The organism is Blautia faecis, assembly GCF_020554845.1.
GTDB lineage: Bacteria > Bacillota > Clostridia > Lachnospirales > Lachnospiraceae > Blautia_A > Blautia_A faecis.
Genome location: NZ_JAJCIA010000001.1, coordinates 77,732 through 104,710, shown reverse-complemented (window position 1 = coordinate 104,710; position 26,979 = coordinate 77,732). Strand labels below are relative to the sequence as shown.

Here is a 26,979-nt window from a genome sequence, read left to right as displayed (position 1 = left end):
CTGTAAAAATGGCGAAAAAAGAAAGAGCCCTTGTTAGGACTCTTCTTCCGATGGTAATGCATATCGTATGTCTAATTCCATATCCGGTAGTACGGCTTCCATCACGCCATTCGTTTTTGTATAAATTTCAAATCTAAACTGTTCATGGATTTTAGCTCTTACCCACCCGGCGATTAACGATTCTTTAGTTATCGGTATTCCTAATGCTTCGTATACATCTCTCAGCAATAAGTATCCGCGGGTCTGTAAATGATCGTTTAATCGACATTCGTAAGCACCTAACGTCCACGCATTGACCAATTCGTTTTTACTCCATTGGCATGACTTTTCGTCAAATATTATGGTTTTGTTCATAAAATGTCACTCTCCTTTCATAACATCCCATGTAATTTTCGCTATATTTCTCTCCTGTCAAAACAAGTTTCCCATCGTTGCCTCTGAATAGGCTTCATTTTTAATGCCCACATAATCTGTCTGACCGTTACTGTAGGGTATAACCCGTCCTTACATGTTCCACATCTGTTGTCAAAATATTTCCTAAATCCTGGATGTAGATATAAAATATCTGTTAGCCAAGCATCCACTTCTCCCCACCAGGTACTTTTGGTTTCTGCATTAAATCTCTGCTGAATAACGGCTAATCCATTGTCTCCTATTCTAAACAGTGTGCATTTGTTATACACTGGATGATTGCAAATATAAGTTTCTCCATACATTGATCTATAAATATCTGGTTTCTGATGATGGTATCTCATTTGTGTTCTCCTAGGCAAAAAGAAAAGAGCCTCAGATTTCTCCAAGACTCTTCCTTTTAGCTTATACGTATTTACTTATCGGACTCTATGACTTCTTCCAGTGTCGGATATAAACTTTCATATTCTTCTTCTCCTTCACAGCCATAGTGATCTAAATCTACGCTATGACCGCAATTCGGGCACACTAAAGTGTCCCGCCACTTTTCATCTTCAAATTCCATTAAATTTCCGCACTCATGACAAATGTATTTGCCAGTTTTCATAGAATTGATAAGTTCTTCATTAAAAATACTCATAGCTAAATATCTCCTTTCGCATATAGACCGTCGTACATATCTGTATATCACAGTATATCCGTCGGTATTATTTTGGTCAAGAGATAAAGCTTTATTCTCTCATAATAGTCCTTGTAAATTTCACGCAAAAAATAAAAGGAGATGCAAACATAATTGTAAGCATCTCCATCAAAGTTTACCAGTCAACCATTATGCATCTGTGACTGTATGAGAGCATTATTTTCGTTGAAACGTGAAGTTTTATTCCATCGTCATCTCTGAAATCGAAATCGAATTCTACAGTTCGCATATTTTTGCTCATCACCTGTTTACTCTGAATCGACCAGTCTTTGTCGTCTTCACTGTCTTTAGCTCGAACAGTTACGATGCGAACCTTGGATTCATCCAATTCTGTAAAGATTACATGAATTTTTCCCAATAGTTCATCGTTTCTGTAAGGTATGCTCATCATCACCTCATTTGTAGTTGTTGGTACTTCAATATAAATATTTCTCATATATTTCATCTCCTTTCATAGTAGCCAATGATTTTGACGCGTAAAACGAAGAGGGCTTGTACCATTGCCCTCGACGCTTTGAACCTTAATTTTTACTTCCTGGTTGGTCTGAAACGGTTGATTAAGTTTCTGAATACCTGTGATGAAATTGTTCCAGTTTCTTCAAATCGGAATCCTTTATTCATCCAGATGCCATAGAATATCAATGGTAACAGAAGCTCTGCTCCAGCAATACCAGCTTTGAAATATCGATCTTTAACCTGCTCGTCGATCTGCCGCTGTTTAAGTTTTTCATCTCGCTCCTTTGCCTCATTATCAGCAACACGAGAATTATACTTCTCATCAGCATCCCATTCGCTTTTGTTCTCTTCGATTCTTAGCTTGTAAAGTGTAGCTAATTCATCAATTGCCATTGATTTTTCTTTACTTCCGGATGCAAATTCAGATAACCCCTTAATCTGTCTTGCAATTTCCTCACTCAATAATTCTTCAATATTCTTTTCATCCATTTCTGATATCTCCTTTCAGATAAATTATTGATTTTCATAATAGGACGTGCTATTTGTGCGAAATATAATTCTTAATTTCCACTCGCAATGAAACACGCTGCTTCTTATAAATCTCATTTGCTCTGCCAGGATCTAATTCAAGAAATAAATATGGCCCGCTATCCTGATCGGATTGATCTACCCGAAGCGAACCAATTGGCTTTTCTTGAAATATGTATCGCTCAATAAATAATCCAATAAGAATACCTATCACTAAGATGATGAGTTCCATCTGCTATACCTCCTCTCCGTCAATATTTCAGTTATCAAAATAACACGATTTGTTGTAGTCTCCGTACTGTTTTTAATCTAGAATAAAAAGAAAGAGCCCTAGATTTCTCTAAGACTCAATCTAAAAACTTACATCATCAACTAAGCTTTTTCGCTGTGAAAATATAACGCCCTAACTCTGAATTATTCATAATAAGTCCATCTTCGCAACTTGTGAATACGATCTTATTTAGTATTTCTCCTTGCCCCTGTCTGATACCTTTCGTATGCCCGAAAGCATAACCAAATGCGCATCCTCCGGCTAAAGTAAGACTCGATACTACAATCGTACTAATGTTGTTGCAAATAAACTTTTTGAATGGATTTCTAGTTTTGGTTTCTGTTTTAGTTTCCATAAAAAGCTCCTTTCAAATAAATGTTTGTTCATAAAATAACTTGTAAACTTTGCGAAAAGAAAGAGCCATTGCTGGCTCAATCCATTAACAGTCATATTTACTAAGTTCTTTAACAACATACAACAATCCGCTTATTGAAAATATTGCAATTCCAATTAATATTTTGTCAATATTGTTAATGATAATATTCTTCATAAATATCACTCTCCTTTCATAATAGGAGTTGTTTTTATCGCGCATTTTCATCCACGTTCCTTGTTTAGCAGCCAGAAGAATCGTCTGTACAAGTTGTAATATGTGTCTTTACAACATGGGATCTCTAATCTAGCTTTAATAATATCGTAGGACCATCCTTCAGTTACGCCTTTTAATATGTACTCAGCCAATTCTGTATCTGTCCGCTCAGCCGTTTTCTCTATCATATCCATACGCTTTGAAAAATACGATTTCAGCATTCCGATTTTTGCAGTCGGATCGCATACTGTGCTGTTTGCTATAACTGCCACATAATTAGCAGAATGACTAGACAGACCATCTAGTGATACATAGTTTCTTTTCCATGTTGGATATTGAAGACAAAAATGTTTCAGCTCGTAATAACGATGTTTCTCAATCCAATATGGATTATTTTCAGATACTTCAGCTCTTATAATATTTCCCATATAGTATTACCTCCTTCTAAATTCTATTCTAGGTTAGAATTTAGAAAATGTTAAAACAAAGTCGGTGGAAAAATTTTCCATCATAATCTTGGTTTAATGCCCCGCTTCTTCCAACGTTTCATTGTTTCCTCGCAAGGGAAATCTTCAAAGCCTAAAGTCTCTGGACTGATGAATCCTTCTATCACTCCATCTATAATATCTGACTCGTAATGCTTAAAGGGATATAAATATTCTGGAAGATCTCTATGAATTGTTTTGCACTTCGGGCATTTATAACGTTCTATGGCAACGAGTTTTTGGGAATGATCCTTCCCTCTTACAATTCGTTTTACAGTATCATATCGCTTCAATTTTTCTTTACAGTCGGGGCAGTATTTATCTATGGTGTTCGCCAGCCTTTCATATAATCCGTACTATAACCATATCATTTACTGCCAAAGGAGCACATATACATAAAAAGAGCACCAGTAGATTTCTCCGCTAATGCTCTTATAAGTTCAATTCGATTTTCCTTTTTACTACACCATTTACTACACCATTTTTACACCAAAATACGATATTTTGCGGCATTTTACGATAGGTACAAAAGTCCGCGAACCCGCATAAACACTGGGGTTTTCATGTTTTCCAAAAATGGATGTATAAAATTAACTTTTCTGTAAAGACTTTTATATAAACTTTACAAGGAGGTTTTTATGTTGCCTATAATTTTACTTATTGTTTTATTTTTTGCGTTGCAGCTGCTTGTACTTTTCTGTTGTGTTGCGGCGGGAAATGATCCTTATTCACAGTTTCTTTCAGACGAGGAACAGGTGGAATACCTGGCGCGCTGGAAAAAAGAACATGGATATAAATAATCTTTGATAAGGAAAGGGAAGCACCACAGTTTTCCGTATATTGGTAAGTACCCATAAAGTATTTTATATATAAAAAAAGGCAGTGCTTATAACAATACTGCCTTTTTTCATAAAAATACCTATATGATAATACACACAAGACCACCTTTACTGTCATTTACGATTTTCTGCATGGTATCCTGAAGCTTCACCTGGCTTTCCTCGCTGATCATGGTCAGCTTGCTGCGGATGCCATCCTGTACCAGCTGTTCAATGGATTTTCCGAAAATATTCGTCTCCCAGATGCTCTCTCCTCTTGCATCGCTTTCTCCAATATAAGTGATCAAGTCTTTTGCCTGCTGCTCCGTACCTACGATCGGAGCAATTTCAGTTTCAATATTTGCTTTGATCATATGAATAGACGGACTCTTTGATTTAATTTTCACACCATATTTATTTCCCTGGCGGATCACAGCCGGCTCTTCCAGCTGAATCTGGGAAAGCTCAGGTACCACTACACCGTAACCGCTGCTATTTACTGCATCCAGGGCATCTTTAACCTTTACGTACTTTTCCTTCATTGCAGCTAGCTCCTTCATCGTATGGATCAGCTCATACTCACTTTCCATGGGGATTCCACTCATATCGCTAAGCATCTTATAGTAATATTTATCATCTATCTGAAGCCGTATCTGAATGGTTCCATCAGAAAGACCTACGTGATCCAGAAGAGTGTCCTGTACATAAGGACCTTCCAGTTTTACCGATTCCCTGGTAACATCACGAATGTGTAAAAGCTTCTTCATGCACACTTTAATCTGGGAAAGGATCTGGCTTTTCAATTCGCTGTCTGCAGGCAGCATTTCCACCCATTTGGGAATAAAAAACTGCAGCTGGGTAATGGGAAATTCATATAGGATTTTTTCCAGGAGCAATGCGACATCTTCTTTTTTCAACTGCTCACAGTTAACCGCAACAACTGGTACCTGGTACTTCTTCTGAAGCCCGTTAACCATCTGAGTGGTTTCTTCTTTATAGGGAAACTGAGAGTTTACTACAATGAGAAATGGCTTTCCCTGTGTTTTCAATTCAGCCACAGTCTGTTCCTCGGCCGGAACAAAATTTTCCCTTGCTATTTCTCCAAAACTTCCATCGGTGGTGATCACAAGACCGATCGTAGAATGTTCCTGGATAACCTTTTCTGTTCCTGCTTTTGCAGCTTCATGAAAGGGGATTGCCCTGGAAAACCAGGGTGTTTTTACCATCCTCTCTTTACCATCCTCAACGTTTCCTCCAGCATCCTTTACAAGAAAACCAACACAATCGATAAGCCGCACTTTCGCCTTCCTGTCTTCGCCAAGATCAACTGATACAGCTTCTTTTGGGATAAATTTGGGTTCCACAGTTGTGATCATTTTTCCGGAACCACTTAATGGAAGCTGGTCTCTGACCTCTTTCTGCATTTTTTCATCCATTCCGGGCAAAGCCACCAGTTCCATAAATCTGCGGATAAATGTTGATTTTCCTGTACGGACAGGGCCTACAACGCCTATGTATATATCGCCTCCGGTTCTGGCCTGTATATCACGGTAAACCTGAAAATTTTCCATACAAAAAAGCCCTCCTGCCTGATTATTTAAAGGTCTGCAAGATTTGTTTACAGCGTAATGCTTATATTCTTCCTCTAAATAATATGCAGTCGGGCTTTTTATTATACTTGTACATCGAAAATTAAGTTTCTGCTATATTGACGCAGGATGATTTCTTCATATGCAAGGCGGAGGAAGAAGGCGTAGCGGTGGTTACGGTGGCTGACGCAGCCGCTTTCAAGAACCTTTTCAAGCGCGCTCTTGCGCACCATATTATTGCCTGTCCAGCTACTATATTTCAGCATCAATAGAAATCATTGTGGAGCAGTTTGTGCTCTTTTCCTTTGAGCAGTCCCTGATACAGTTCCAGAACCATAGGGTTCTCATCGGATTTCTTGATCAGCATAGTATTGTCAGCATTATATAAACCTTTCGCTCTTGCAGCTTTGGTTCTGTCACCGGCCCGTACCGGCTGGCCACCGCCCATAATACAGCCACGGCGGCATGCCATTACTTCAATGAGATGATAGTTTGCTTCGCCGTTCTTTACACGTTCCATAACGGTTCTTGCATTTGCAAGACCACTGGCCACACATACATTGATATCCATTCCCTTGTATGGAACTGTGAATTCTTTGATTCCTTCATCTCCACGGACACCACACTCAGAAATCTCCCGCATGGTCTCCTTGGAATGATCCGGGCTTAAGCGGCGTAGAACCGCCTCTGTAACACCGCCGGTAACACCAAAAATAACGCCTCCGCCGGAGCCAAATCCAAATGGCATATCACATGCTTCAGGCTCTAACTGTGCAAAATCAAGGCCAAAGTTATCGATCATGCGCAGCAGCTCTGTGGTTGTAATTACAATATCCGTATCCTGTTTCTCATCAGTAAAACTGTTCGGACGGATTGCCTCAGCCTTCTTGGCTGTACATGGCATAATAGATACCATAACGGTCTTTTTACCCTTGGCATTCTCCGGATCACGGAAGTATTCTTTAATAACTGCAGACATCATTCCCTGTGGGGATCTACAGGTAGACAAATTCGGGATATAATCCTTATACTGGTCTGTAATAAATTTCACCCATGCAGGGCAACAGGAGGTAAGAAGTGGAAGTTTCTCCCCCTTCTCAACTCTTTTTAGAAATTCTGCTGACTCCTCCATAATAGTAAGATCGGCGCTGAAAGTAGTATCATAAATCTCGTCAAATCCCATTCTGTGGAGTGCATTGACAATTTTGCCCATTACGCTCCGTCCCTTCGGAAGACTGTAATGATCACCTACCGCAACACGAACTGCCGGCGCAATCTGTGCTACTACACGTACATCCGGATCTGCAAGAGCTTCCCAGACTTCATCCATATGCGTCTTAATGGAAATGGCACCTGTCGGACAATATACACGGCACTGTCCGCAGTTTACACACTGGGTTTCTGCTATTTTCTTATTAAACGCAGGAATTACAATAGCCTCTGTTCCACGGTATGCAAAGTTCAATGCTCCGATTCCCTGAAGCTCCTCGCAGGCACGGACACAGTCACCACAGAGGATACATTTGTTCGGGTCACGGATCAGAGATGGTGAACTGTCATCAATCTCATATTGCTCTCTTGTATTCTGAAAACGGATGTTATGTACTCCAAGACGGTGAGCCAGCTCCTGAAGCACGCATTCTCCACTCTTTACACAGGTTGTACAGTCACGGCAATGTGCTGCGAGAAGCAGTTCCACAATCAGTTTCCTGTATTTTTTGATCTTACCTGAGTTTGTATAAATTACCATTCCATCCCTTGGCTCCTCAGAACAGGAAGCGAAGGTTCTTCCTCTGTCATCCTCTACTGTGCACAGACGACAGGCTCCAAAAGTGGAAACCTCTGAGTGATAACAAAGTGTAGGAATATTAATGCCTGCCTTGCGGATTACGGTCAGGACATTTTTTTCATCTGTAAATTCGACTTTTCTGCCGTCAATCGTCATTGTACCCATAATCTGTCCTCCCTACATTTCCACATATATTGCATCAAAGTTACAGTTATCCTTACAGCTGCCGCACTTGATGCATACATCATTATTAATATGATAAGGTGATTTAATCTTGCCGGAAATTGCCCCGGCAGGACAGTTCTTGGCACATTTTCCGCAGCCGATACAGAATTCCGGATTAATGTGGAACTGACGGAGTGCTGTGCAGACCTTTGCCCGGCACTTCTTGTCCCGGATATGCTCTTCGTATTCCTCGCGAAAACGCTTCATGGTACTGAGGACAGGAAGAGGTGCACTCTTTCCAAGTCCGCAAAGAGCCATGCTCTGAACCATTTTGGCAAGCTCTTCCAGCTCGTCAAGATCAGACATCTCCCCATTGCCTGCTACAATCTTCTCCAGGATCTCCAGCATGCGCTTGGTACCCTCACGGCATGGAACGCATTTTCCACAGCTCTCCCGCTGGGTAAAGCTCATGAAGAAACGGGCAACCTCTACCATACAGGTATTCTCATCCATGACAACTAGACCGCCTGATCCCATAATAGCATCAAGCTTCTTTACAGAATCAAAATCAAGAGGAGCATCCAGCTGGTCTTCTACAAGACATCCGCCAGATGGTCCGCCAATCTGAACGCCTTTAAATGCAGCGCCACTCTTCAGACCGCCGCCAATATCATAAATAATCTCACGAAGTGTTGTTCCCATTGGAACTTCAATAAGACCTGTATTCTCAATTGCTCCGGTCAGGGAGAAGGTCTTGGTTCCCGGGCTTCCCTCTGTTCCGATGGTGTGGAACCAGTCAGCACCCTGTATGATAATCTTCGGAACATTTGCGTAAGTCTCAACGTTATTCAATACAGTTGGCTTGCCCCACAGACCTTTCTCAACAGTACGAGGTGGTTTTACACGAGGCATACCTCTGTTTCCCTCAATGGAAGAGGTAAGGGCAGAACCTTCACCACATACGAAAGCTCCTGCACCACGATTAATATGTAAATGGAAATTCACACCGCTGCCAAGAATATTATCTCCAAGAAGACCATATTTCTCAGCCTGGGAAATAGCAAGACGAAGTCTGGCTACGGAAAGAGGATACTCTGCACGAACATATATGTATCCGTTCTCAGCGCCAACTGCGTAAGCGGCAATGATCATGCCCTCGATCATCTTATACGGATCGCCTTCCATAACGGAACCATCCATAAATGCTCCCGGGTCACCCTCATCACCGTTACATACTACATATCGGATCTTCTCAGCCTGTCTGGCTACCTGTGACCACTTCTTACCTGCCGGGAAGCCGGCGCCTCCGCGTCCGCGAAGACCAGATCTGGTAACTTCATCAATTACATCCTGGGGAGTCATCTCTGTAACTGCTTTGGCGAGGGCAGAAAAACCGCCTGCTGCAATATATTCGTCAATGGATTCCGCGTCAATCTTACCACAGTTCTCAAGAACGATCCTGGTCTGACGGTTAAGGAACGGGATATCCTCAGGCTTTGGACAGACTTCATCTCCATGGCGGTAAAACAGACGATCTACAGGATGTCCAAGGCGTACAGTTCGCTCCACGATCTCCAGACAGTCCTCCTCCTGAACATGTACATACTGATATCCGTATGGTTCAATCCTTACAAGCGGTCCCAGCTCGCAAAGACCCTGACAGCCAGTCTTGATAACGCCTACGTGAGGGATATCTTTCTGCATTTCAATCTCTACACCATCAATACCTTCACAGAGTCTTACCATCTCATCATAGATCTTCTGAGCACCGGAAGCCATACATCCGGTACCGGAACAGACAAGAACACGGCATGTGAAGTTCTGGATATTCTGTTCGATCTCAGCTTTTTTGCTTTGCAGCTCTTCTTTACTGTTAATCCTCATCCGTTCTCACCTCTCAATCTGTTAATAAGCTCTACTACCTTCTCCGGTGTCATCTTGGCATGCACTTCTTCATTCACCATACAGGTGGGAGCAAGCCCGCAGGCACCAAGACAGGATACGGTCTCCACAGTGAACATCATGTCATCTGTGGTATGCTTCTTATTGCTTAATCCCAGTTCTTTCATGAATGCTTCTTTAACCGGGATTGACTTTCTTACATGACAGGCTGTGCCATCGCATACCTTGATAATGTATTTTCCTTTAGGTTCAAAAGAAAAGTTCTCATAAAAGGTTGCAACACTGAAGGCCTTCGCTTCAGTAACGCCGATCTGTCCGGCTACGTAGGTCAGAAGTTCTGCAGGCAGGTACCGATATTCCGCCTGGATATCCTGCATGATGGGGATTAATGAGGCAGCACACCGCTCATAATGCTCAATAATCTCATCTGCTTTCTTGTAATATGACTGATCTACCATTTTGTTAACCTCCTTACTTGCCAGATGCCTCCAGGTCTTTTGTCCCCGTCCTCCAAAGCTTCCGGCTTTGCGTATTTTTTAACAGACATGACTATTTTTGTAATGAAATTATATATTTTTTTGTTCATTTTGGCAAGTAAATATGAATAAGTTTATTTATTAACAATATTTTTGCACAATTCTGCATCTCAGATTATACTGAAATATACAAAAAGCCGGATTGTTTAAGTTGTACAAATGATACAACAATAAATCCGACTTTTCTAAATCGTGTTTTCTTTTGTTTTTCAAAATCATCCACCGATTTGAGCCATGATGTGGGATTCTTCGTTTCCCTTCTTATGTTCCTGAAAATTGTGGCCTACAGGCTTTTCATAAGTGACTTTTTCTATCGTTTCTTTAAGCATCCCATCAGAACAGCCACTTCGAAGCAAAACCTTCAGATCTGCTCCGTCCTCAAATTGCAGGCAGCCTTTCAGAAATCCGGTAGAAGTAAGCCTTACACGGTTGCAGCTGTCACAGAATTTGTGGGACAGGGCACTGATAAATCCGATTCTGCCTGTAAACTTCTCCAGGGTATAATAATGACAGGGACCATTTCCAAGCTTTTCTTCCGTTGGTGTCATTGACCCATATTCCTTTTCCAGAACAGACTTTATCTGTTCCTCTCCCCTGGCTGCAAACTCCTTGCCCAGACCGATTGGCATCATTTCAATGAAACGCACATGAAGAGGATTCTCCCTTGCAAGAGCTGCCACCTGTAAAAGTTCCTCGTCCGACTGAAAAGTGGGGACACAGTTCAATTTCACTTTCAGGGAAGGGTAGGAAAGTGCTGCCCTAAGTCCCTTTAAAACCTGGTGAAAATCGTCCCTGCGGGTGATTTTGCGAAATGTGGTTTCTTCTAAAGTATCCAGACTGATGTTTACGGCATCCAGACCGGCCTCCATCAGGCCCGGAAGCTGTTCTCCCAAAAGGATTCCGTTGGTGGTCAGTGTAACCTGGCAGATCCCGGGAATGGCTTTCAGCTCTTTTACTAATGGGGTGCAGATTCTGCGGACAAGAGGCTCTCCTCCTGTCAGTTTGATTCTGGAAATCCCAAGTTCACTGGCCGCCTTACAGATTCTCACGATTTCATCTGTATCAAGAAGTTCTGTCCTTGGAATCTGACGGATTCCCTCTTCCGGCATACAGTAGATACAGCGGAGATTGCACCTGTCTGTCAAAGATATCCGCAGATAATCAATATTTCTTCCGTATCTGTCAAGCATAAACCATTTCATCTCCTTCAGAGATCACACCGCCTTTGATTACTTTGGCAAAAACGCCTTCGCGGGGCATAATGCAATCTCCCATGATCTTGAAAATCTCGCAACCGTTGTGACACTGCTTTCCAATCTGCGTAATTTCCAGAATCACATCGTTGCATTTCAGACGGGTTCCTACTGGAAGGGTCTTAAAGTCAAATCCCTGTACGATCAGATTTTCCCCGAAAGCACCATCCTTTACCGGTGCGCCTTTTGCCTTAAATTCTTCTATTTTTTCATAAGACAGAAGGCTGACCTGACGATGCCAGTTTCCTGCGTGGGCGTCATTCTCCAGTCCATAATTTTCAATCAGTTTTACAGTGTGCACATTGACCTTCTGAGTTCCTCTTTTAACACTGATGTTCACTGCCATCACTTTTCCCATAGTGAGTTACCTCCATATATCTGTACCCTCTATAGTACAATATCTTACTGAGAAAAGCAAATTTTTTGTAATAGCAAAACAAACTTTTGCCGCAATAAGGATTTCAACAAAATTTTCTGCAACAAAAAAACTCTCCAGTTTTTACTCTGAAGAGTTTTTCTTCCGCTTGTACACATGATGTACTTCAAGTACATCGTTCTATTAGTTCAAAGTCAATTAACTATTAAGCGTTCACTTTGCGCATAGCAGCCTCTACAACATGTCCAACCAGGACAGATGTTGTAACGCTTCCAACTCCGCCTGGAACTGGTGTAATAGCATCTACGATCGGCTCTACTGCTGCGTAGTCAACGTCTCCGCAGAGCTTGCCTTCTGCATTTACGTTGATTCCTACATCAATAACTACCTGTCCTGCTTTTACATAATCAGCGCCAACAACGCCAGCACGGCCTGCTGCTACGATGATAATATCCGCTTCGCGTGCCACAGACGGCATATCCACTGTTCTTGTGTGGCAGATGGTTACAGTTGCGTTTTTCTTAACAAGCATCATAGCTGCCGGTTTACCTACAACAAGGCTTCTTCCGATTACTACTGCCTTCTTACCTGTGCAGTCGATTCCGTAATGATCAAGGATTTCCATACATGCCTGTGGTGTACATGGTGGGAAACCGATCTTCTTGCCTGTAAAAACACCAGACATGGAAAGGTCTGTCATACAGTCAACGTCTTTCTCAGGAGCAAGTGCATTCTCGATGACAGCCTGATCCAGATGTTTCGGAAGCGGACGGAACAGAAGTACACCATGGATATGATCGTCTTTGTTTACCTTATCAATAACTGTAAGAAGTTCTTCCTGAGCAACATCCTCCGGAAGAAGAATTTTCTCACATGCAACGCCTAATGTCTCACAACGCTTTGTTGCACCCTTCTCATAGGAAATATCACTTGGATTCTCTCCTACACGGATAATGCAAAGTGTGGGGTTAACGCCTTTTTCCTGAAGAGCTGCCACATTTCCTTTGATACGCTCGTTTAATGCAGCAGTTACTTCTTTACCTAATAACTGTTTTGCCATTTTTTAGTAATCTCCTTATATTATGATAAATCCAGTCATGCTCATACCAGTTTCATGGTAATACAGCATTTTGAGACTGCAAAAAAGACTTGCAGGATTTTGCTCCTGCCAGTTCTTTTCTTTTTTTATCTTTATTTCAGTCTGCCAAGTACGCTGTCAAATGTCTCGTCTGCAAGCTTGCAGTATTTTTCAAGCATTGCATCAGCCTTTGCATTTAATTCTTCTGCATACTCTCTGTCTGCCATGGACTTTGTGTTGATATAAACGTTCAGGCTTGCACCTTTTAATGCAGCTTTGCAGAAGGTTGCAGCTACACCAGCGTCACTGATGGCAAGCTTGGAGCCTTTTGCAGCAAATTCCTTGATCAGGTCAAGTGCCTCACAGCATTTCTCCATGATTTCCATAGGAACAGAGCAGGCATCTTTTAATACGATTGCCATAACTCTTGCTTTTTCAGCTTTCTCTTCTTCTGTTTCTTTCGGCATTCCATATGCTTTGGAAAGCGGCTCGAATACTTCGGCGTCACGCTCGATCAGACGAAGGAAATCTTTCTGAAGCTGGTCGCATTTACCTTTCAGCTCCCACATTTCTTCCTCAACATCAGCATATTTCTTCTTACCAACAGTAAGGCTTCCTACCATGTTTCCAAGTGCAGTTCCCACAGCACCTACCAGTGCAGATGCTCCGCCGCCGCCTGGAACCGGGGCTTTAGAAGCAAGAACTTCTACAAATTCTGTACATGTACTTGTTGAAAATCCCATTTCGTTGTCTCCTTATTGTTCTTAGTCATCATGTAAGCCATGACCTTTTTATAACGCCAGGCGGACAGGTATATCCGCCTGATGTTTCTTTTTTCTTTGATTAGAACAGACCTGTGATCTTACCAGTCTCGTCAACGTCGATTCTCTCAGCTGCCGGAACTTTCGGAAGACCTGGCATGGTCATGATCTCACCAGTCAGTGCAACAACAAATCCAGCACCTGCGGAAACCTTCAGGTTACGAACTGTGATCTCGAAATCTGTCGGTGCACCGAGTTTTGTCTGGTCATCTGTTAAGCTGTACTGAGTCTTTGCAACACAGATCGGGCAGTTGCCAAAGCCAAGAGCTTCTAACTGTTTTGCCTGTTTCTGAGCGTTTGCTGTGAGAACAACTTTCTTTCCGCCGTATACTTTCTGAACGATCTGGTTCAGCTTATCCTCTATAGAACCGTCAAGCTCATAGGAATAAGAGAAGTCATTTGGCTCTTCGCAGAGACGGATTACTTCCTCAGCAAGCTTCAGGCCGCCTTCACCGCCTTTTGCCCATACTTCGGAAAGTGCAACGTTAACACCAAGCTCTTTACATTTTGCTTCAACAAGGTCAAGCTCTGCCTTGGTATCGGTCGGGAATGCGTTGATTGCAACAACACATGGAAGTTTGTAAACATTTTTGATCGTGTTTACATGTCTTAAAAGGTTCGGGATACCTTTCTCAAGAGCCTCAAGGTTCTCATTGTTAAGGTCTGCTTTTGCAACACCGCCGTTGTATTTAAGGGCACGTACAGTAGCAACGATCACAACTGCATTTGGATGAAGACCTGCCATACGGCATTTGATGTCAAGGAATTTCTCTGCACCAAGGTCAGCACCGAATCCAGCCTCTGTGATGGCATAATCAGCCAGCTTCATAGCCATCTTAGTAGCTGTTACAGAGTTACATCCATGAGCGATGTTTGCAAATGGTCCACCGTGAACGATTGCAGGTACATGCTCCAGAGTCTGAACCAGGTTTGGTTTCAGAGCGTCTTTCAGAAGAGCTGTCATAGCACCTTCTGCGTGAAGATCACCAGCTGTTACCGGTTTCTGCTCAGATACTTTGCCATATGTATAACCAATGATCATCTTGGAAAGTCTATTCTTCAGGTCTGTGATGTCGCTTGCAAGACAGAGAACTGCCATGATCTCGGAAGCAACTGTGATGTCATAACCGTCTTCACGAGGCATACCGTTTGTTCTTCCTCCAAGACCATCGATCACGTTACGAAGCTGACGGTCGTTCATGTCCACGCATCTCTTCCATGTGATCTTACGTGGGTCAATGTTCAGTGCATTGCCCTGGAAAATGTGGTTGTCGATCATTGCTGCAAGAAGGTTGTTTGCAGCTCCGATTGCATGGAAGTCACCTGTGAAATGAAGGTTGATATCCTCCATTGGAACAACCTGTGCGTATCCGCCGCCTGCAGCGCCGCCCTTAACACCGAATACCGGTCCAAGAGATGGCTCACGAAGTGCAACCATTGCGCTCTTTCCAAGTCTCTGCATTCCATCAGCAAGTCCTACAGTTGTAGTTGTTTTTCCCTCACCAGCCGGGGTCGGGTTGATTGCTGTTACAAGGATCAGTTTTCCGTCTTTCTTGTCGCTCTCTTTTAAGAGATTGTAGTCGATTTTTGCCTTATACTTTCCATACTGCTCCAGGTATTTGTCATCAATACCAGCTTTCTCTGCAATCTGGGTAATCGGCAGCATTTCGCATTCCTGTGCGATTTCAATGTCACTCTTGTATCCCATTGTAACTTACCTCCTTTTTACGTCACCGCTGTTACAGCATGACGCCTCCGCTTAATTTGGATTTATCAAAACGGATCCTGGTGCAGGCTCAAACACCCGCACTCCAGTCCGCTTTAATCAAAAAATATACAGCTCATGCATTTAGAAAACTTTAAATCTCGGTTAACTTTCACGCAGAATCTGTTTTACAATAACTTTACTGCTCTTTCGCTGCTTTCAGAAAAGCCTTCAAAGAGCCAATGATCACATCTCCCATAACCGCCATATCTTCCGCAGCAAAGGATACCGGGAAATTGTCGGAAAACAGGATCTGGGAAGACGGCGGGAACTCATCGTCCCCCTCCCACAGGATCATCTGGATCTGATATCCCGGATAAATGGAAAGCTCATAAGCCACATCTCCGAATTTCACCGGAGTGCATTTCATATGATCCATTACAAGCCGGAAATCATCCAGTCTGTTTCCATAGGTAAATGCAAGCCTTTTGATACAACGTCCGTCAAACTGTCTCAGGTACACTTCTCCCCATGGCATTTCCCGGTAAGTTTTAAACCTGCCAGTCCCCACAGAGGCGGAACCATTTAACAGAAAACGAATGGTAAGAATCTTTGCGTAGATCATATCCTCCAGAGGATAACATTTCTTCTCATCTGCCACATGTTTTACCTGGAAATCCGGATATGTGATCTTATATTCAGAGCCCAGGAAAGTCAGAGTAAATTCCTTAGCCTCTTCATCATATGGAATGGAAAGTCTGGATGCGATCTCCTTCGGGTCAGCTTTTGCATACAGCTCAAGATAATGCTCCCATGGCATTCTCTCCTTGCTGTCTTTATCATAATTTAAGTCATCAATTGTAAATGGCATTTTATTAATTACTTCCTGTTCTGTAAATCATTCATTACATCAGGGAACATTCCCGTATCTGTATGAGGAATAAAGCACGCTCCTACAAATTCGTCCATATAAGTTGGCACTGTAGAAAGCTCCATATATGTCATGTTTGCAGCAAGCTCATAGGTCTTCTTCTCGGCCTCTGTAGAAAGAAGCATCAGATAGGAACCCGTCAGGGAAGAGTTGCCGATATAATGGAATTTCTCCAGAGGGATATCCGGGAACATTCCGATGTTTACAGCATTTCTCATATTGATTCCGCTTCCAATACCACCGGCAACGTATACATCATCGATCATGCTCACGTCAAAATCAAGACTATTTATCATAGTTCTGATAGCTGAGAAAATAGCACCTTTGGCACGGATAAAGTTGTCAATATCAACCTCTGTGATCTCAATATCCTTCACAGAGCCTGCATCCTTTTCAAATGCGATCACATAGCTTCCCATTCCGTATTTATCGTGACGGATTCTCTCCCCCTCACGGACAAATTTACCCTTAGGGTTGATGATTCCGCACATAAAAAGCTCGCTGATCACATCAATGATTCCGGAACCACAAAGTCCAACCGGCTTGGTTCCCGGTTCTCCAACTACTTTATAAGTTGGTTCCATAGTCTCCTTATCAATGGTACAAGCTTCAATAGCTCCATCAGTTGCACGCATACCACAGCTGATATCACCACCCTCAAAAGCCGGACCAGCGGAACATGCACAGCTCATCATAAAATCAGAGTTGCCAAATACCAGCTCACCGTTAGTTCCAAGATCGATAAATAAAGAAAACTCTGGTCTGTTCCAGATCATGCTTACTAAAGTTCCGGCAGTGATATCACCGCCTACATAGCTTCCGATATTTGGCGCAATGATAATATGCGCATCTTTATTGATAGCAATTCCCACATCAGAAGCAAAAAGGGAATTGGTTTTGAAGAATGCTGGAATATACGGCTCCATACGGACCGGATCCGCGTTGATCCCGGCAAACAGATGATTCATCGTTGTATTTGCTCCCACAGACATTCTGTAAATATGGCTGGCTGGAATGCCTGCACTTTTACACATCTGTGCGATCATTGGATTGATTGTCTCTTTAATGACTGCATCCTGCAGTTTCTTCTTACCGCCTGGCTTCTGCTGTTCGATGATACGGTTGATAACATCTGCTCCGAAACGGATCTGTCCGTTTCCAGAGGAAGCCTTGGCAAGAATCTCTCCGGTCTCCATGTTGATCAGGACTGCAGAAACAGTTGTGGTACCAATATCCACTGCAAGTCCGCCCACTACCACTTCTTCATCTTTTCCGAAAATATCGTATACAAAAAGATCATTAGGAGCAGTACGAACTACACATTTTACTTTGAAATGATTTTCCCGGAGGACATCCGGCAATTTTCTTAATACAGCGTAAGGGATCCTTACCTGTTTCAGATTCATGTATTTCTTTAAAGCTCTTGTAAGGCGCTCATTATCCGGCATGGTGTCATCAAGACTTGGCTCATTCATATCAAGTTCAATTACATCCAGACTGTTTCTGAGCTCAATACCGGTCATTTCTACGTCTCTTTTGGAATTCTCGAAAATGGCAATTTCCTCTTTGGAGCTGAGATCTGCAACCTTCATTCTGCTCTTGTAAGCAGACGCAATATCAGGTACCAGTACGGTCACATCTGCACAGATCTTGCTGGTGCAGGCAAGACGCCATCCCTCCTGATATTCTTCCTCACTGATATGTAAGGTTTTCTTGCTGTCCAGTTCTCCTTTTTTTAACTGTACCCGGCACTTTCCGCAGGAAGCATTTCCGGAGCACGGCGCGTCGATGGCCACATTGGCCTCTCTGGCTAATTCAAGTAAATTGTCCCCCGCATTGGCAAAATGTTCTACCACACTGCCATCTTCAAAAGAAAATGTAACCTTAAACATCCGGCACTCACCTTTCTCATATGGTCATATATCTGCCAAAACAGACATCATTATTATTCTTATCCGTTAGAAAAAGGGACTGAGGCCAAAGCCCCAGCCCCTTTTGTATCTTACGTCCCTATTTAGAAACGAATTACAAATAATTACAGTTCAAGATAGGAATCAGCATACAGGGTGTTGCCCTTGAATACATCGCAGGATTTGATTGTTTCCATAAGACGAAGGTCGTTAGGGTTAACAATTGCGGATGTAAGGCCCTGCATCATAGCCATAGCAACTAATGCGGAATCCATGATTGGACGGATGTTCTTCGGCATACCGTTACTGTTGTTGGACAGACCACCTGTAGAGTTCAGTCCCATATCGGAGAACATTTTAATAGCCTCAAGTACTTCCATCTGTTTGTCCTGCATTCCTTTAACAACCAGGAACAGCGGGTCAAACCACAGATCACTTGCGTCCATACCATGCTCCATACCTCTTTCAAGAAGCATCTGGCAGTACATCATACGCTCGTCGTTGTCTTTTGCAATACCTTCACCGTTGCAAAGAGCGATAACGATTGCATCGTTAGCTGCTGCAAGGTCGATGTTCTCAATTCTTCCAGCTGCATCAGCAGAGTTTACGATTGGTTTTCCTTTGGAACGGTTGTATACGGAAATACCAGCCTCAATTGCTTTTTTGTTGGATGTATCCAGAGACAGCGGAACGTTGTCGAAGTTCTCCTGAAGAAGCTTAACAGCCCATTTCATCAGGTCTTCTCCATCGTTCTCAGCTGGTCCGATGTTTACATCAAGATAAACAGCACCAGCATCAAGCTGCTGTTTTGCTCTCTTTAAGATCGGCTCAGGATCTCTCTCTGTAAATGCTTTGTTTACAGAAGGTGCTGTTGTTGAAAGTCTCTCTCCAATTGTAACAAATTTTGCCATGTCAAATGTTCTCCTTTACATTTATAGTGGTGCCGCCCATAAGCGGCATACCCTTTTAGGGTCTTAAAGGCTTAAATCAGCCTTCAAGATCCTTTAAGAACTTCACAAGCTGTACAGCTTCTCTTGGTCCAACGATGATTTCCCATCCTGGAAGTTTTGCTTCCAGATCACCCTTCAGGACTGCAACCTTACCTGGGATTACCAGACGTCTGCTCTTAACATTTGGCTCTACTTTCTCTTTGAAGAATGTAGAAATACTGTTTCCGGAGAATTTTCCTGCTGCCCAGGATGTCAGTACGGATAAACCGCCGGCATCGTTGATAACAAGATTAAGCGGAACACCGGAACGCTCCAGCTCTCCAGATACAAGGAAATATGTAAGAGCGAAGTCAACAGTTGTAACAACAAGAGAATTCTCATCTCCACCGTTCATCGGGTAGATACCTGGCTCTACACGCATTGGCTTCTGCGGGTCAGTAAATACGTTCTGACGCAGACCATATAACGGAAGTGCCTCTGCATATGTCATACGCTCCATAACAACGATGGAACCGTATTTCATTGTAAACATAGCTGCCAGACCTGCCTGAAGGTGATAGTCACCACCAGCGATCTTTGCAAGGTTTACGATGGATGGATAACCGAATGTTCTGTCCTGATCCTTCAGAGCTGCACGACGTACCTGTACGGCATTGCCGAAGGTCTCTTTGATGTCAGCGCCTGTTACATCAAGTACCAGATTCTTGTTTCCAAGTTTCTCGATTGCTGCTGTAGTATCATATAACTCGTTAAGATCTTTGCCAGATACACCAAGAACAACACCAGCTGCTGTTGCAACTGCGTTCATAGCCTCATAGTTAGAAGCATTTGCTCCGTTTAATACCGGCTTGCTGTCTTTGCAAACCTCAAGGGCTGCTTTTGCGATCTCCGGATCAGAACATCCAAGGATCAGGGTACGTCCAAGAGCTGCTGCTTTCTGTACAAGTGCTACATATTTGTCAGCTGTTGCTTCTGCATCGCAGTTTACGTAAACGATCTCTGCGTACATTCTCTCACCGATACGGTCATAATCAACCTTCGGGATCTCAGCCAGTTTTGCATCTACAGTAGCGTCATCCATGCATGTGCAAAGCTCTACTGCATATCTTGTCTTGTTTACAAAGGTCTTCTCATGTCTGAAAAGAACGGTCTCACCACCAAGGGTAAGCTCCTCATCGCCAGTACCAATCTTGATCGTCTTCATTGGCGGAGCAGTTGCCTCGGAAAGAGATGCTAATGCTTCCTCAGACATATGTGGACACTGCTCAATCTTTAAAGCGCCCTGTGCAACTTTCATGGAGAAAGCCATACATGTCGGGCATCCACATTCCTTACAGTTTTTCTTTGGTGTTAATTTAAAAATCTGAATACCATTCAGTGCCATATCAATTTTTCCCTCCTAAAAATATTACACAAGTGCTTTGATCATCTTAGCGATGGTCTTTACAGACTCTGGATGTCTTAAGATAACTGCGTCAGATCCTGCTGCCAGGTCTGCTGCTGCTGTCATAACTTCCATGTCGATACCACGCTCATCCTCTGAGCCCCATTCTGGCATATCTTCCTCAGTTGCAACTGATTCCTTTACGCCCCATGTCTCAGAAGAAACTGGTGTAATAATAGGCATCTGCAGCATGTTATCATTCTGGGATAATGCTGCACCTTTGATACGGTCCATAGTGGAAACAACATACTCGTAACCATAACCAACGGTAGCTGTTCCTACGTTCATAACGATCTTCTTCGCATCAACACCTAACTGTGTTGTTACTACGTTCAACTGTTTTGCAAGGTTGATATCATCAGCGGACTCAGCGCCTACGATCTGGTTGTAAGCAAGTCCTGCTGCAGCACCGATTGCCTTGTAGTTTTCTTCCTTCTCAGACATCACGATCACGTTTCTGCCCTGAAGTGCCTCTGCAACCTTCGGAAGAAGTTCCGCATCCTTCTCCACATTTTTGCAGCCTTCAACTACTAATGGACAGTCGATTGCATCTGCAACCTCTTTTACGATTGCAATAAGTTCTTCTGTAGATTTGTTTACTCCGTTTGGATCTCCGCCTTCCAGGTTGAGTACAACGAAATCTCCACCTTCCATAGCTGCTGCTTTCTGAGCGATCTCAGCCATGGTGGTGCATCCTTCATAATATGCTTTGATTCCAGGTGCAAAGTCATCAAGTCCCATATCCGTGATCTCTACACCGATTTTCGGGCTGTTCTCGGTTGGTGCGTCAAATGTATAGAAAGGAAATGTAGAATTTCCTCCAATAGTAACCGCTTTATCGCCAGTTCCAACCGTAACAGTGTTGATCTTTGCGTTGAACTTCTGTGGTTTCTGATTAAATGGCATTTCTTAAAGCCTCCTTAAAAATTTGTAAAAATTATACAGAACCATTATACTACATCATCGGATCCATTGACAATGCAGGATGGTTATGTTCTGTTAAAAATGCAACAAGAACTTCCGGATCTGTGGCAACGGTCTCATCACCGATCATATCAGTGAAGTTGTCAATGCCATAGAGTTCTTTTGCAGTCTTATTGAGTCGCTCCGCCACGGTCTCTTTTAATTCCTTTGGCATCCATACGATACGCTCAATTCCGCCCTCTGCCTTCATGAATTTCTTGGATGAAATAAAGTGTTTTCCATGTCCCATAAAGCCTGGTGTCTGAACACCGCCGCCGGTCATGGAAGCCATCTCGGAGAACGTCATTCCAAGAGGTGTCATGCCTGCATACTCACGGTTTGCGATAACCACACCATTAGAAAATGGCTCAATACCGCAAATACACTCGAAGCATCCGCAGGAGGTCATAGGATCCTGCATGATGGAGTACAGAGTAACATGCTCCAGAGCACCCTGGGAATATTTCTTTACTGCTTCATCAACATCCTCGTAAGAGCCCAGATTTACATCGATCGGGCGCTCCTTGGTGATGATCTGACATGGGCCGTTTGGATCCAGTTCATTGGTTGCTTTTGCATCCAGCCATGAAACGGCTCCACAAAGTCCAAGTCTCTCCGGTGTTACTACGCAGACATGTGACGGAGAAAATGCCTGACACAGGATACAGCTGTAATAAACATCTACAGATTCATCAGTCAATGTCTCCAGACGTGCATCACGTTTGTCAAAAGTAGGGATTGCTACTTCATGACGCATTCTGGTACACTCATCCGGATCTGTATAGACAGTTACCTGACACTTATCTACAACAGCCTCGAACTCATTCTTTACCTGAGTGTAAAGAACTTCACCAAAGTGTTTTGCTCTGAAACCTGCTGCAAAAGCATCATTGCTGATACGGATACGGAACATATCCCTCTGTCCTGTGTGATATACACCTTCAATGCAGTTTATATAATTGTGGAATTTACGCTCGATAACCGGTTCAAAATCCGGCTGCATCTTCTTACCAGCTACTTCTACCACGTAGGCAAGGCTGTGCTTGCTTCCAGGTTCGAAGCTATCGACTTCCGGACCTACGACAGTAATCTTGTGATCCTCGACCTCGTTCATTTCCTTAGTCTGCACAAGCTCTACGCAGTCCACACGGGAACCGTCAAATTCCACACGCATATCTTTACGACGAATGATCTCACCTTCAAAGGCAGACGCAAATGCTACCGGAATATCCACCTTTGTGATCTTGATCTTGATTCCTCTTGCTTCAAGGGAAACCTTATTAAAGTCAGCAACGTTCGGACACGCGATCAGGGCTCCTGGTACTTCCACAATGTTCTCATCCTCATTGGAGATTACCGGGAAACCAAGCTTGATCGCACCAGCACCGGCTGCAAGAACTACATCATCAACAGGTTTGAAAGCATTTACAAATGCCGGAACCCTGTCTTTGGTGTATGTAAGAAGGCTTGCTGCATCGCCAGGTGTTACATTGCCGAAGATCAGTGCTGCACGAAGTGCAACAGATACAACGTGGATAACAGATGTTACGTCTTTTCCCAAAGGAACAATTCGTAAATTATAGCCCATCTTAAGACCAAGCTCCTGTGCCTGGTCAATGATACCGCCAACTAATGTTACCAGGATACCCTGTGCCTGATAGCTCTTGATCAGGTCAACACCTTCCTGTGCAGTCGGTGCGCTGCCAAGGATAACGGCTACACCAGGGATATCTCCTGTTACAAGCGGTACACCAAGCTCACGGATAATGGAATCTGCAAGATGGCCATAACAAGGCTCCTGATAGGGTTCTGCCCCATCAAGATACTTCAGTGCTTCAATAAATTCCGCACAGAGGGCTGTTGCTACACCTGACATAAGAGCATCATCCAGAGCATGCTCTCTTGTCATAAGAGATTTTACGACGCCAAGGGCTGCCTGCAGTTCTCCAAGTGTTTTGATCTTCACACCGGTTACTGCATAATAGCATGGAAGACAATATGCTGTGTGTGGAAATCCCACTGCCTTATCTGCACCATGCTGCTGTACAGCATCGTTTACGGCTTTTTCTGTTAGACCGTATACTGCATCATTACCGCTGAAAATTCTGTTAATTAACAATTTTCTGCATCTCCTTTTCTGTTAATCTTCTATCACAAACCATGTAAGGCTCCGCCTCTATCCATTGGTTTGCTGCTAAATAAATTATCAGATACAGATCATTTCATTCCGCAATCAAAATGATCTGCTTGTTCGCCCTCCGCAGCGAAACTATAAATCAGTATTCCTGCCGGAAATAGTGAATCCCGGAGCCTGTCTAAAGGAGACAGACTCCAGGGAAATTATCTCCATTTTGCAGCAGGAGCTGCTGGATAAATTACATCATCGGGTCAAGTCCAAGTGCCGGATGTCCCTTCTCTGTAAGGAATCCTACCAGAGTCTCAGGATCTGTAGCAACAGTCTCATCACCGATCATATCTGTAAAGTTATCGATTCCGTAAAGTTCTTTTGCAGTAGCATTTAATTTCTCTGCGATGAACTCTTTTAATTCTTTCGGCATCCATACGATACGCTCGATACCGCCCTCAGCCTTCATGAATTTCTTGGAAGCGATGAAGTGTTTACCATGTCCCATGAATCCAGGAGTCTGAACACCACCACCTGTCATGGAAGCCATCTCAGAGAAGGTCATTCCGAGAGGTGTCATACCTGCATACTCACGGTTAGCAATAACTACACCGTTGGAGAATGGCTCGATACCGCAGATACACTCGAAGCATCCGCAGGAAGTCATAGGATCCTGCATGATGGAGTACAGGGTAACGTGCTCCAGAGCACCCTGGGAGAACTTCTGAACCGCTTCATCAACGTCTTCATAAGAACCAAGCTCTTCATTGATCGGACGCTCTTTGGTGATCACCTGGCAAGGTCCGTTCGGATCAAGCTCGTTGGTAGCTTTTGCATCCAGCCATGAAACGGCACCGCAAAGTCCAAGTCTCTCTGGTGTAACAACACAAACGTGAGACGGGGAGAATGCCTGGCAGAGGATACAGCTGTAATATACATCAACAGACTCGTCAGTGAGGTTTGCAAGACGATCATCACGTTTCTCGAATGTCGGAATTGCAACTTCATGACGGATTCTGGTACACTCAGCAGGATCTGTGTAGATCACAACCTCACACTTGTCAACAACTGCGTCAAATTCGTTCTTAACCTGAGTATAAAGAACTTCACCGATATGTTTGATACGGAATCCTGCATCAAATGCTGCATGGCTGATACGGATACGCTGCATATCTCTCTGACCGGTGTGATATACACCCTCAATACAGTTGATGTAGTTGTGGAATTTACGCTCGATAACAGGCTCAAAGTCAGGCTGCATGTTCTTACCGGCAACCTTAACAACGTATGCAATGCTGTTCTTGCTTCCGTCTTCCATCTCGTCAACTTCCGGTCCTACAACTGTGATCTTGTGATCCTCGATCTCAGAAGCGTCACAGGTATGTACAAGCTCAGCACAGTCAACACGGGAACCATCGAACTCAACACGCATGTCTTTACGACGGATGATCTCGCCCTCGAATGCAGATGCGAATGCAACCGGGATATCGATGTTTGTGATCTTGATCTTGATGTCACGAGCCTCAAGGGAAGTAGCGTTGAATTTGCTTACGTCCTCCTGAACGATAAGGCTCTTCGGTACACGGAAGATGTTCTCTGTCTCGTTTGTGATTACCGGGAAGCCAAGTGCGATAGCGCCAGCTCCGCAAGCAACTACAACGTCATCCAGAGGTCCGAATGCGTTAACGAATGCCGGAACACGGTCCATTGTATATTTCATAAGTGTACCTGCATCTCCAGGTGTTACGTTACCGAAGATCAGAGCTGCACGAAGTGCAACAGATACAACGTGGATAACTGCTGTAACGTCTTTTCCAAGAGGAATAACACGTACGTTTGCTCCAGTGTTCATGCCAGCTTCCTTCACCTGGTCAATGATTCCGCCAACCAGTGTTACAAGAATACCCTGTGCCTGATAGCTCTTTACAAGTGCAACACCCTCTTCTACAGATGGAGCTGTTCCAAGGATAACGGCTACACCAGGGATATCGCCTGTTACAAGCGGTACACCAAGCTCACGGATCACAGCATCTGCAAGGTGGCCATAGCATGGCTCCTCATATGGTGTTGCTCCGTCGATATATTTCAGAACTTCGATGAACTCTGCGCAAAGTGCGGTAGCAATACCGGACATGAATGCGTCGTTCAGTCTTTTCTCTCTTGTCATAAGAGTTTTTACAACGCCAAGAGCCTCTTTTAACTCTTTTAAGGTTGTAACCTTGGTTCCTGTTACTGAATAGTAGCAAGGAAGGCTGTAAGCGGTATCAGGGAAGCTTACTGCTTTGTCTTCGCCATGCTGTGCGATGGCTGCATCAATAGCGCCCTCTGTTAATCCATAAACAGCGTCGTTTCCGCTGAATACTCTATCAAATAAAGTCACTGTAGTACCTCCTATTATTTACAGACTTGATTCGTTGTCTATCTTTTCTTTAATCTTTCTGATCTCAGATGTTACTGTCTCACTGAAATCATAGGGTGATTTACCCTGGCGGTCTGCGTCCATAACTTCTACATTGTAATGGATCATTCCAAGAAGATCTTCTGCCGGAATCTTGTTGCGGATAAATTCTTCATCCTCTTCGTTCCGTACTTTGTTGGCCACTACCTTAACCTGAGTAATGCCAAGATCCTTTGCAAGACGTTTTACGTTTTTGTAGGTCTGTACACTTCTTGCACCTGGTTCGATCACCACAATAAATTCGTCCATGCTCTCCGTGGTTCCCCGGCCCAGATGCTCCAGACCGGCTTCCATATCCATAATTACCACATCATCCCTGTGCACTACAAGGTTGCTGATGATTCTTTTTAACATGACATGTTCAGGACAGACACATCCGCCTCCGCCTGTTTCCACGGTTCCAAGGACAAGCAGCTTTACACCATTACAAACCTTTCCGTAGGTGTCCGGAATGTCGTCTACCTTCGGATTCAGTGTATAAAACTGATTCTGGCTGTTGGCTCCGGTACGCTCCTCTACCAGCTTACGCATCTTGGAAATGGGAACGATGGAATCTAAAGTCTCCTCATCAAATCCAAGAGCCAGTCCCAGGTTTGCGTCCGGGTCAACATCAGCTGCAAGGACCTTTTTCCCTTCATCTGCATATAGTCTGGCAAGTGTTGCCGCAAAAGTTGTCTTTCCTACTCCGCCTTTACCGGTTACTGCTATTTTCATAAGTTAATCGCG

The 26,979-nt window shown here is 43.5% G+C and carries 26 protein-coding genes; all 26 read right to left on the bottom strand.

Features of this window, described 5'->3' with window-relative positions:
* Window positions 1–33 precede the first annotated feature (33 nt).
* The 26 genes from LIZ66_RS00490 to LIZ66_RS00365 all read right to left on the bottom strand — a co-directional run bounded on the left by LIZ66_RS00490 (window position 34) and on the right by LIZ66_RS00365 (window position 26,967).
* A complete protein-coding gene (locus tag LIZ66_RS00490) occupies window positions 34–354 on the bottom strand; it encodes a DUF6353 family protein (RefSeq protein ID WP_226818636.1) in 321 nt (106 codons plus the stop codon).
* 41 nt (window positions 355–395) lie between these two features.
* Window positions 396–755: a hypothetical protein gene (locus LIZ66_RS00485; protein ID WP_227199966.1), complete on the bottom strand. Its 360-nt coding sequence runs from the start codon at window positions 753–755 to the stop codon at window positions 396–398.
* A 71-nt stretch (window positions 756–826) separates the two neighbouring features.
* Window positions 827–1,051: a DNA-directed RNA polymerase subunit B family protein gene (locus tag LIZ66_RS00480; RefSeq protein WP_195982758.1), complete on the bottom strand. Its 225-nt coding sequence runs from the start codon at window positions 1,049–1,051 to the stop codon at window positions 827–829.
* A 175-nt stretch (window positions 1,052–1,226) separates the two neighbouring features.
* Window positions 1,227–1,547 (bottom strand): hypothetical protein, encoded by a 321-nt coding sequence (locus tag LIZ66_RS00475; protein ID WP_195982757.1) that lies wholly within the window; start codon window positions 1,545–1,547, stop codon window positions 1,227–1,229.
* Window positions 1,548–1,639: 92 nt separating this feature from the next.
* On the bottom strand, window positions 1,640–2,056 hold the full coding sequence (locus tag LIZ66_RS00470) for a hypothetical protein (protein WP_195982756.1): 417 nt from the start codon (window positions 2,054–2,056) through the stop codon (window positions 1,640–1,642).
* A 49-nt stretch (window positions 2,057–2,105) separates the two neighbouring features.
* Window positions 2,106–2,327, bottom strand: a complete 222-nt coding sequence (locus LIZ66_RS00465) for a beta-lactamase induction signal transducer protein (RefSeq protein ID WP_227199964.1) — start codon at window positions 2,325–2,327, stop codon at window positions 2,106–2,108.
* Between the two features lie 136 nt (window positions 2,328–2,463).
* Window positions 2,464–2,721 (bottom strand): hypothetical protein, encoded by a 258-nt coding sequence (locus LIZ66_RS00460; RefSeq protein WP_227199961.1) that lies wholly within the window; start codon window positions 2,719–2,721, stop codon window positions 2,464–2,466.
* Between the two features lie 242 nt (window positions 2,722–2,963).
* Complete coding sequence (locus LIZ66_RS00455) at window positions 2,964–3,383, bottom strand: hypothetical protein (protein WP_227199953.1); 420 nt, start codon at window positions 3,381–3,383, stop codon at window positions 2,964–2,966.
* 80 nt (window positions 3,384–3,463) lie between these two features.
* The gene (locus LIZ66_RS18860; RefSeq protein WP_227198811.1) at window positions 3,464–3,766 is read right to left on the bottom strand and encodes a DUF6431 domain-containing protein; all 303 of its coding nucleotides are present in this window, start codon (window positions 3,764–3,766) and stop codon (window positions 3,464–3,466) included.
* Between the two features lie 593 nt (window positions 3,767–4,359).
* On the bottom strand, window positions 4,360–5,829 hold the full coding sequence (spoIVA, locus tag LIZ66_RS00445) for a stage IV sporulation protein A (protein ID WP_173718664.1): 1,470 nt from the start codon (window positions 5,827–5,829) through the stop codon (window positions 4,360–4,362).
* A gap of 283 nt (window positions 5,830–6,112) precedes the next feature.
* Window positions 6,113–7,801, bottom strand: a complete 1,689-nt coding sequence (locus LIZ66_RS00440; RefSeq protein ID WP_118578428.1) for a [FeFe] hydrogenase, group A — start codon at window positions 7,799–7,801, stop codon at window positions 6,113–6,115.
* Between the two features lie 12 nt (window positions 7,802–7,813).
* Complete coding sequence (locus LIZ66_RS00435; protein ID WP_187565684.1) at window positions 7,814–9,685, bottom strand: NADH-quinone oxidoreductase subunit NuoF; 1,872 nt, start codon at window positions 9,683–9,685, stop codon at window positions 7,814–7,816.
* The gene (locus tag LIZ66_RS00430) at window positions 9,682–10,161 is read right to left on the bottom strand and encodes a complex I 24 kDa subunit family protein (RefSeq protein WP_148462597.1); all 480 of its coding nucleotides are present in this window, start codon (window positions 10,159–10,161) and stop codon (window positions 9,682–9,684) included. Before LIZ66_RS00430 ends, LIZ66_RS00435 begins: the two co-directional genes overlap by 4 nt.
* A gap of 293 nt (window positions 10,162–10,454) precedes the next feature.
* Entirely contained in the window at window positions 10,455–11,429 is a 975-nt protein-coding gene (gene moaA / locus LIZ66_RS00425; protein ID WP_187565685.1) for a GTP 3',8-cyclase MoaA, read from the bottom strand.
* Window positions 11,422–11,850 carry an MOSC domain-containing protein gene (locus LIZ66_RS00420; RefSeq protein ID WP_173718662.1) on the bottom strand — a complete coding sequence of 143 codons (429 nt, stop codon included), beginning with the start codon at window positions 11,848–11,850 and terminating at the stop codon, window positions 11,422–11,424. Before LIZ66_RS00420 ends, moaA begins: the two co-directional genes overlap by 8 nt.
* A gap of 223 nt (window positions 11,851–12,073) precedes the next feature.
* Window positions 12,074–12,928 carry a bifunctional 5,10-methylenetetrahydrofolate dehydrogenase/5,10-methenyltetrahydrofolate cyclohydrolase gene (locus LIZ66_RS00415; protein WP_173715528.1) on the bottom strand — a complete coding sequence of 285 codons (855 nt, stop codon included), beginning with the start codon at window positions 12,926–12,928 and terminating at the stop codon, window positions 12,074–12,076.
* Between the two features lie 131 nt (window positions 12,929–13,059).
* The gene (locus LIZ66_RS00410; protein WP_118578433.1) at window positions 13,060–13,689 is read right to left on the bottom strand and encodes a cyclodeaminase/cyclohydrolase family protein; all 630 of its coding nucleotides are present in this window, start codon (window positions 13,687–13,689) and stop codon (window positions 13,060–13,062) included.
* 100 nt (window positions 13,690–13,789) lie between these two features.
* The gene (locus LIZ66_RS00405) at window positions 13,790–15,475 is read right to left on the bottom strand and encodes a formate--tetrahydrofolate ligase (protein WP_118578434.1); all 1,686 of its coding nucleotides are present in this window, start codon (window positions 15,473–15,475) and stop codon (window positions 13,790–13,792) included.
* Between the two features lie 196 nt (window positions 15,476–15,671).
* Complete coding sequence (locus LIZ66_RS00400) at window positions 15,672–16,343, bottom strand: DUF3786 domain-containing protein (protein ID WP_118578435.1); 672 nt, start codon at window positions 16,341–16,343, stop codon at window positions 15,672–15,674.
* An 8-nt stretch (window positions 16,344–16,351) separates the two neighbouring features.
* The gene (gene acsV / locus LIZ66_RS00395; RefSeq protein WP_173769102.1) at window positions 16,352–18,295 is read right to left on the bottom strand and encodes a corrinoid activation/regeneration protein AcsV; all 1,944 of its coding nucleotides are present in this window, start codon (window positions 18,293–18,295) and stop codon (window positions 16,352–16,354) included.
* A gap of 143 nt (window positions 18,296–18,438) precedes the next feature.
* On the bottom strand, window positions 18,439–19,224 hold the full coding sequence (gene acsE, locus LIZ66_RS00390) for a carbon monoxide dehydrogenase/acetyl-CoA synthase methytransferase subunit (RefSeq protein WP_118578436.1): 786 nt from the start codon (window positions 19,222–19,224) through the stop codon (window positions 18,439–18,441).
* A gap of 76 nt (window positions 19,225–19,300) precedes the next feature.
* Complete coding sequence (gene acsC, locus LIZ66_RS00385; protein ID WP_118578437.1) at window positions 19,301–20,647, bottom strand: acetyl-CoA decarbonylase/synthase complex subunit gamma; 1,347 nt, start codon at window positions 20,645–20,647, stop codon at window positions 19,301–19,303.
* 24 nt (window positions 20,648–20,671) lie between these two features.
* Window positions 20,672–21,613, bottom strand: coding sequence for an acetyl-CoA decarbonylase/synthase complex subunit delta (acsD, locus tag LIZ66_RS00380; RefSeq protein ID WP_118578438.1), 942 nt, complete (start codon window positions 21,611–21,613; stop codon window positions 20,672–20,674).
* A gap of 49 nt (window positions 21,614–21,662) precedes the next feature.
* Window positions 21,663–23,789, bottom strand: coding sequence for an acetyl-CoA decarbonylase/synthase complex subunit alpha/beta (acsB, locus tag LIZ66_RS00375; RefSeq protein WP_118578439.1), 2,127 nt, complete (start codon window positions 23,787–23,789; stop codon window positions 21,663–21,665).
* Window positions 23,790–24,045: 256 nt separating this feature from the next.
* Window positions 24,046–26,175, bottom strand: coding sequence for an acetyl-CoA decarbonylase/synthase complex subunit alpha/beta (gene acsB / locus LIZ66_RS00370; RefSeq protein ID WP_118578440.1), 2,130 nt, complete (start codon window positions 26,173–26,175; stop codon window positions 24,046–24,048).
* A gap of 18 nt (window positions 26,176–26,193) precedes the next feature.
* The gene (locus LIZ66_RS00365) at window positions 26,194–26,967 is read right to left on the bottom strand and encodes an ATP-binding protein (protein WP_118578441.1); all 774 of its coding nucleotides are present in this window, start codon (window positions 26,965–26,967) and stop codon (window positions 26,194–26,196) included.
* Window positions 26,968–26,979: the final 12 nt, after the last annotated feature.

Coding starts and splice junctions, on each gene's coding strand:
- acsD (WP_118578438.1), bottom strand. CDS start 21,613: ATGCCATTTAATCAGAAACCACAGAAGTTCAACGCAAAGATCAACACT.
- acsV (WP_173769102.1), bottom strand. CDS start 18,295: ATGTTTAAGGTTACATTTTCTTTTGAAGATGGCAGTGTGGTAGAACAT.
- moaA (WP_187565685.1), bottom strand. CDS start 11,429: ATGCTTGACAGATACGGAAGAAATATTGATTATCTGCGGATATCTTTG.
- LIZ66_RS00465 (WP_227199964.1), bottom strand. CDS start 2,327: ATGGAACTCATCATCTTAGTGATAGGTATTCTTATTGGATTATTTATT.
- LIZ66_RS00415 (WP_173715528.1), bottom strand. CDS start 12,928: ATGGCAAAACAGTTATTAGGTAAAGAAGTAACTGCTGCATTAAACGAG.
- LIZ66_RS00405 (WP_118578434.1), bottom strand. CDS start 15,475: ATGGGATACAAGAGTGACATTGAAATCGCACAGGAATGCGAAATGCTG.
- acsE (WP_118578436.1), bottom strand. CDS start 19,224: ATGGCAAAATTTGTTACAATTGGAGAGAGACTTTCAACAACAGCACCT.
- LIZ66_RS00365 (WP_118578441.1), bottom strand. CDS start 26,967: ATGAAAATAGCAGTAACCGGTAAAGGCGGAGTAGGAAAGACAACTTTT.
- LIZ66_RS00455 (WP_227199953.1), bottom strand. CDS start 3,383: ATGGGAAATATTATAAGAGCTGAAGTATCTGAAAATAATCCATATTGG.
- acsC (WP_118578437.1), bottom strand. CDS start 20,647: ATGGCACTGAATGGTATTCAGATTTTTAAATTAACACCAAAGAAAAAC.
- LIZ66_RS00430 (WP_148462597.1), bottom strand. CDS start 10,161: ATGGTAGATCAGTCATATTACAAGAAAGCAGATGAGATTATTGAGCAT.
- LIZ66_RS00410 (WP_118578433.1), bottom strand. CDS start 13,689: ATGGGATTTTCAACAAGTACATGTACAGAATTTGTAGAAGTTCTTGCT.
- LIZ66_RS00440 (WP_118578428.1), bottom strand. CDS start 7,801: ATGGGTACAATGACGATTGACGGCAGAAAAGTCGAATTTACAGATGAA.
- LIZ66_RS00485 (WP_227199966.1), bottom strand. CDS start 755: ATGAGATACCATCATCAGAAACCAGATATTTATAGATCAATGTATGGA.
- LIZ66_RS00435 (WP_187565684.1), bottom strand. CDS start 9,685: ATGAGGATTAACAGTAAAGAAGAGCTGCAAAGCAAAAAAGCTGAGATC.
- spoIVA (WP_173718664.1), bottom strand. CDS start 5,829: ATGGAAAATTTTCAGGTTTACCGTGATATACAGGCCAGAACCGGAGGC.
- LIZ66_RS00490 (WP_226818636.1), bottom strand. CDS start 354: ATGAACAAAACCATAATATTTGACGAAAAGTCATGCCAATGGAGTAAA.
- LIZ66_RS00475 (WP_195982757.1), bottom strand. CDS start 1,547: ATGAGAAATATTTATATTGAAGTACCAACAACTACAAATGAGGTGATG.
- LIZ66_RS00420 (WP_173718662.1), bottom strand. CDS start 11,850: ATGGGAAAAGTGATGGCAGTGAACATCAGTGTTAAAAGAGGAACTCAG.
- LIZ66_RS00470 (WP_195982756.1), bottom strand. CDS start 2,056: ATGGATGAAAAGAATATTGAAGAATTATTGAGTGAGGAAATTGCAAGA.
- LIZ66_RS00460 (WP_227199961.1), bottom strand. CDS start 2,721: ATGGAAACTAAAACAGAAACCAAAACTAGAAATCCATTCAAAAAGTTT.
- LIZ66_RS00400 (WP_118578435.1), bottom strand. CDS start 16,343: ATGCCATTTACAATTGATGACTTAAATTATGATAAAGACAGCAAGGAG.
- LIZ66_RS00480 (WP_195982758.1), bottom strand. CDS start 1,051: ATGAGTATTTTTAATGAAGAACTTATCAATTCTATGAAAACTGGCAAA.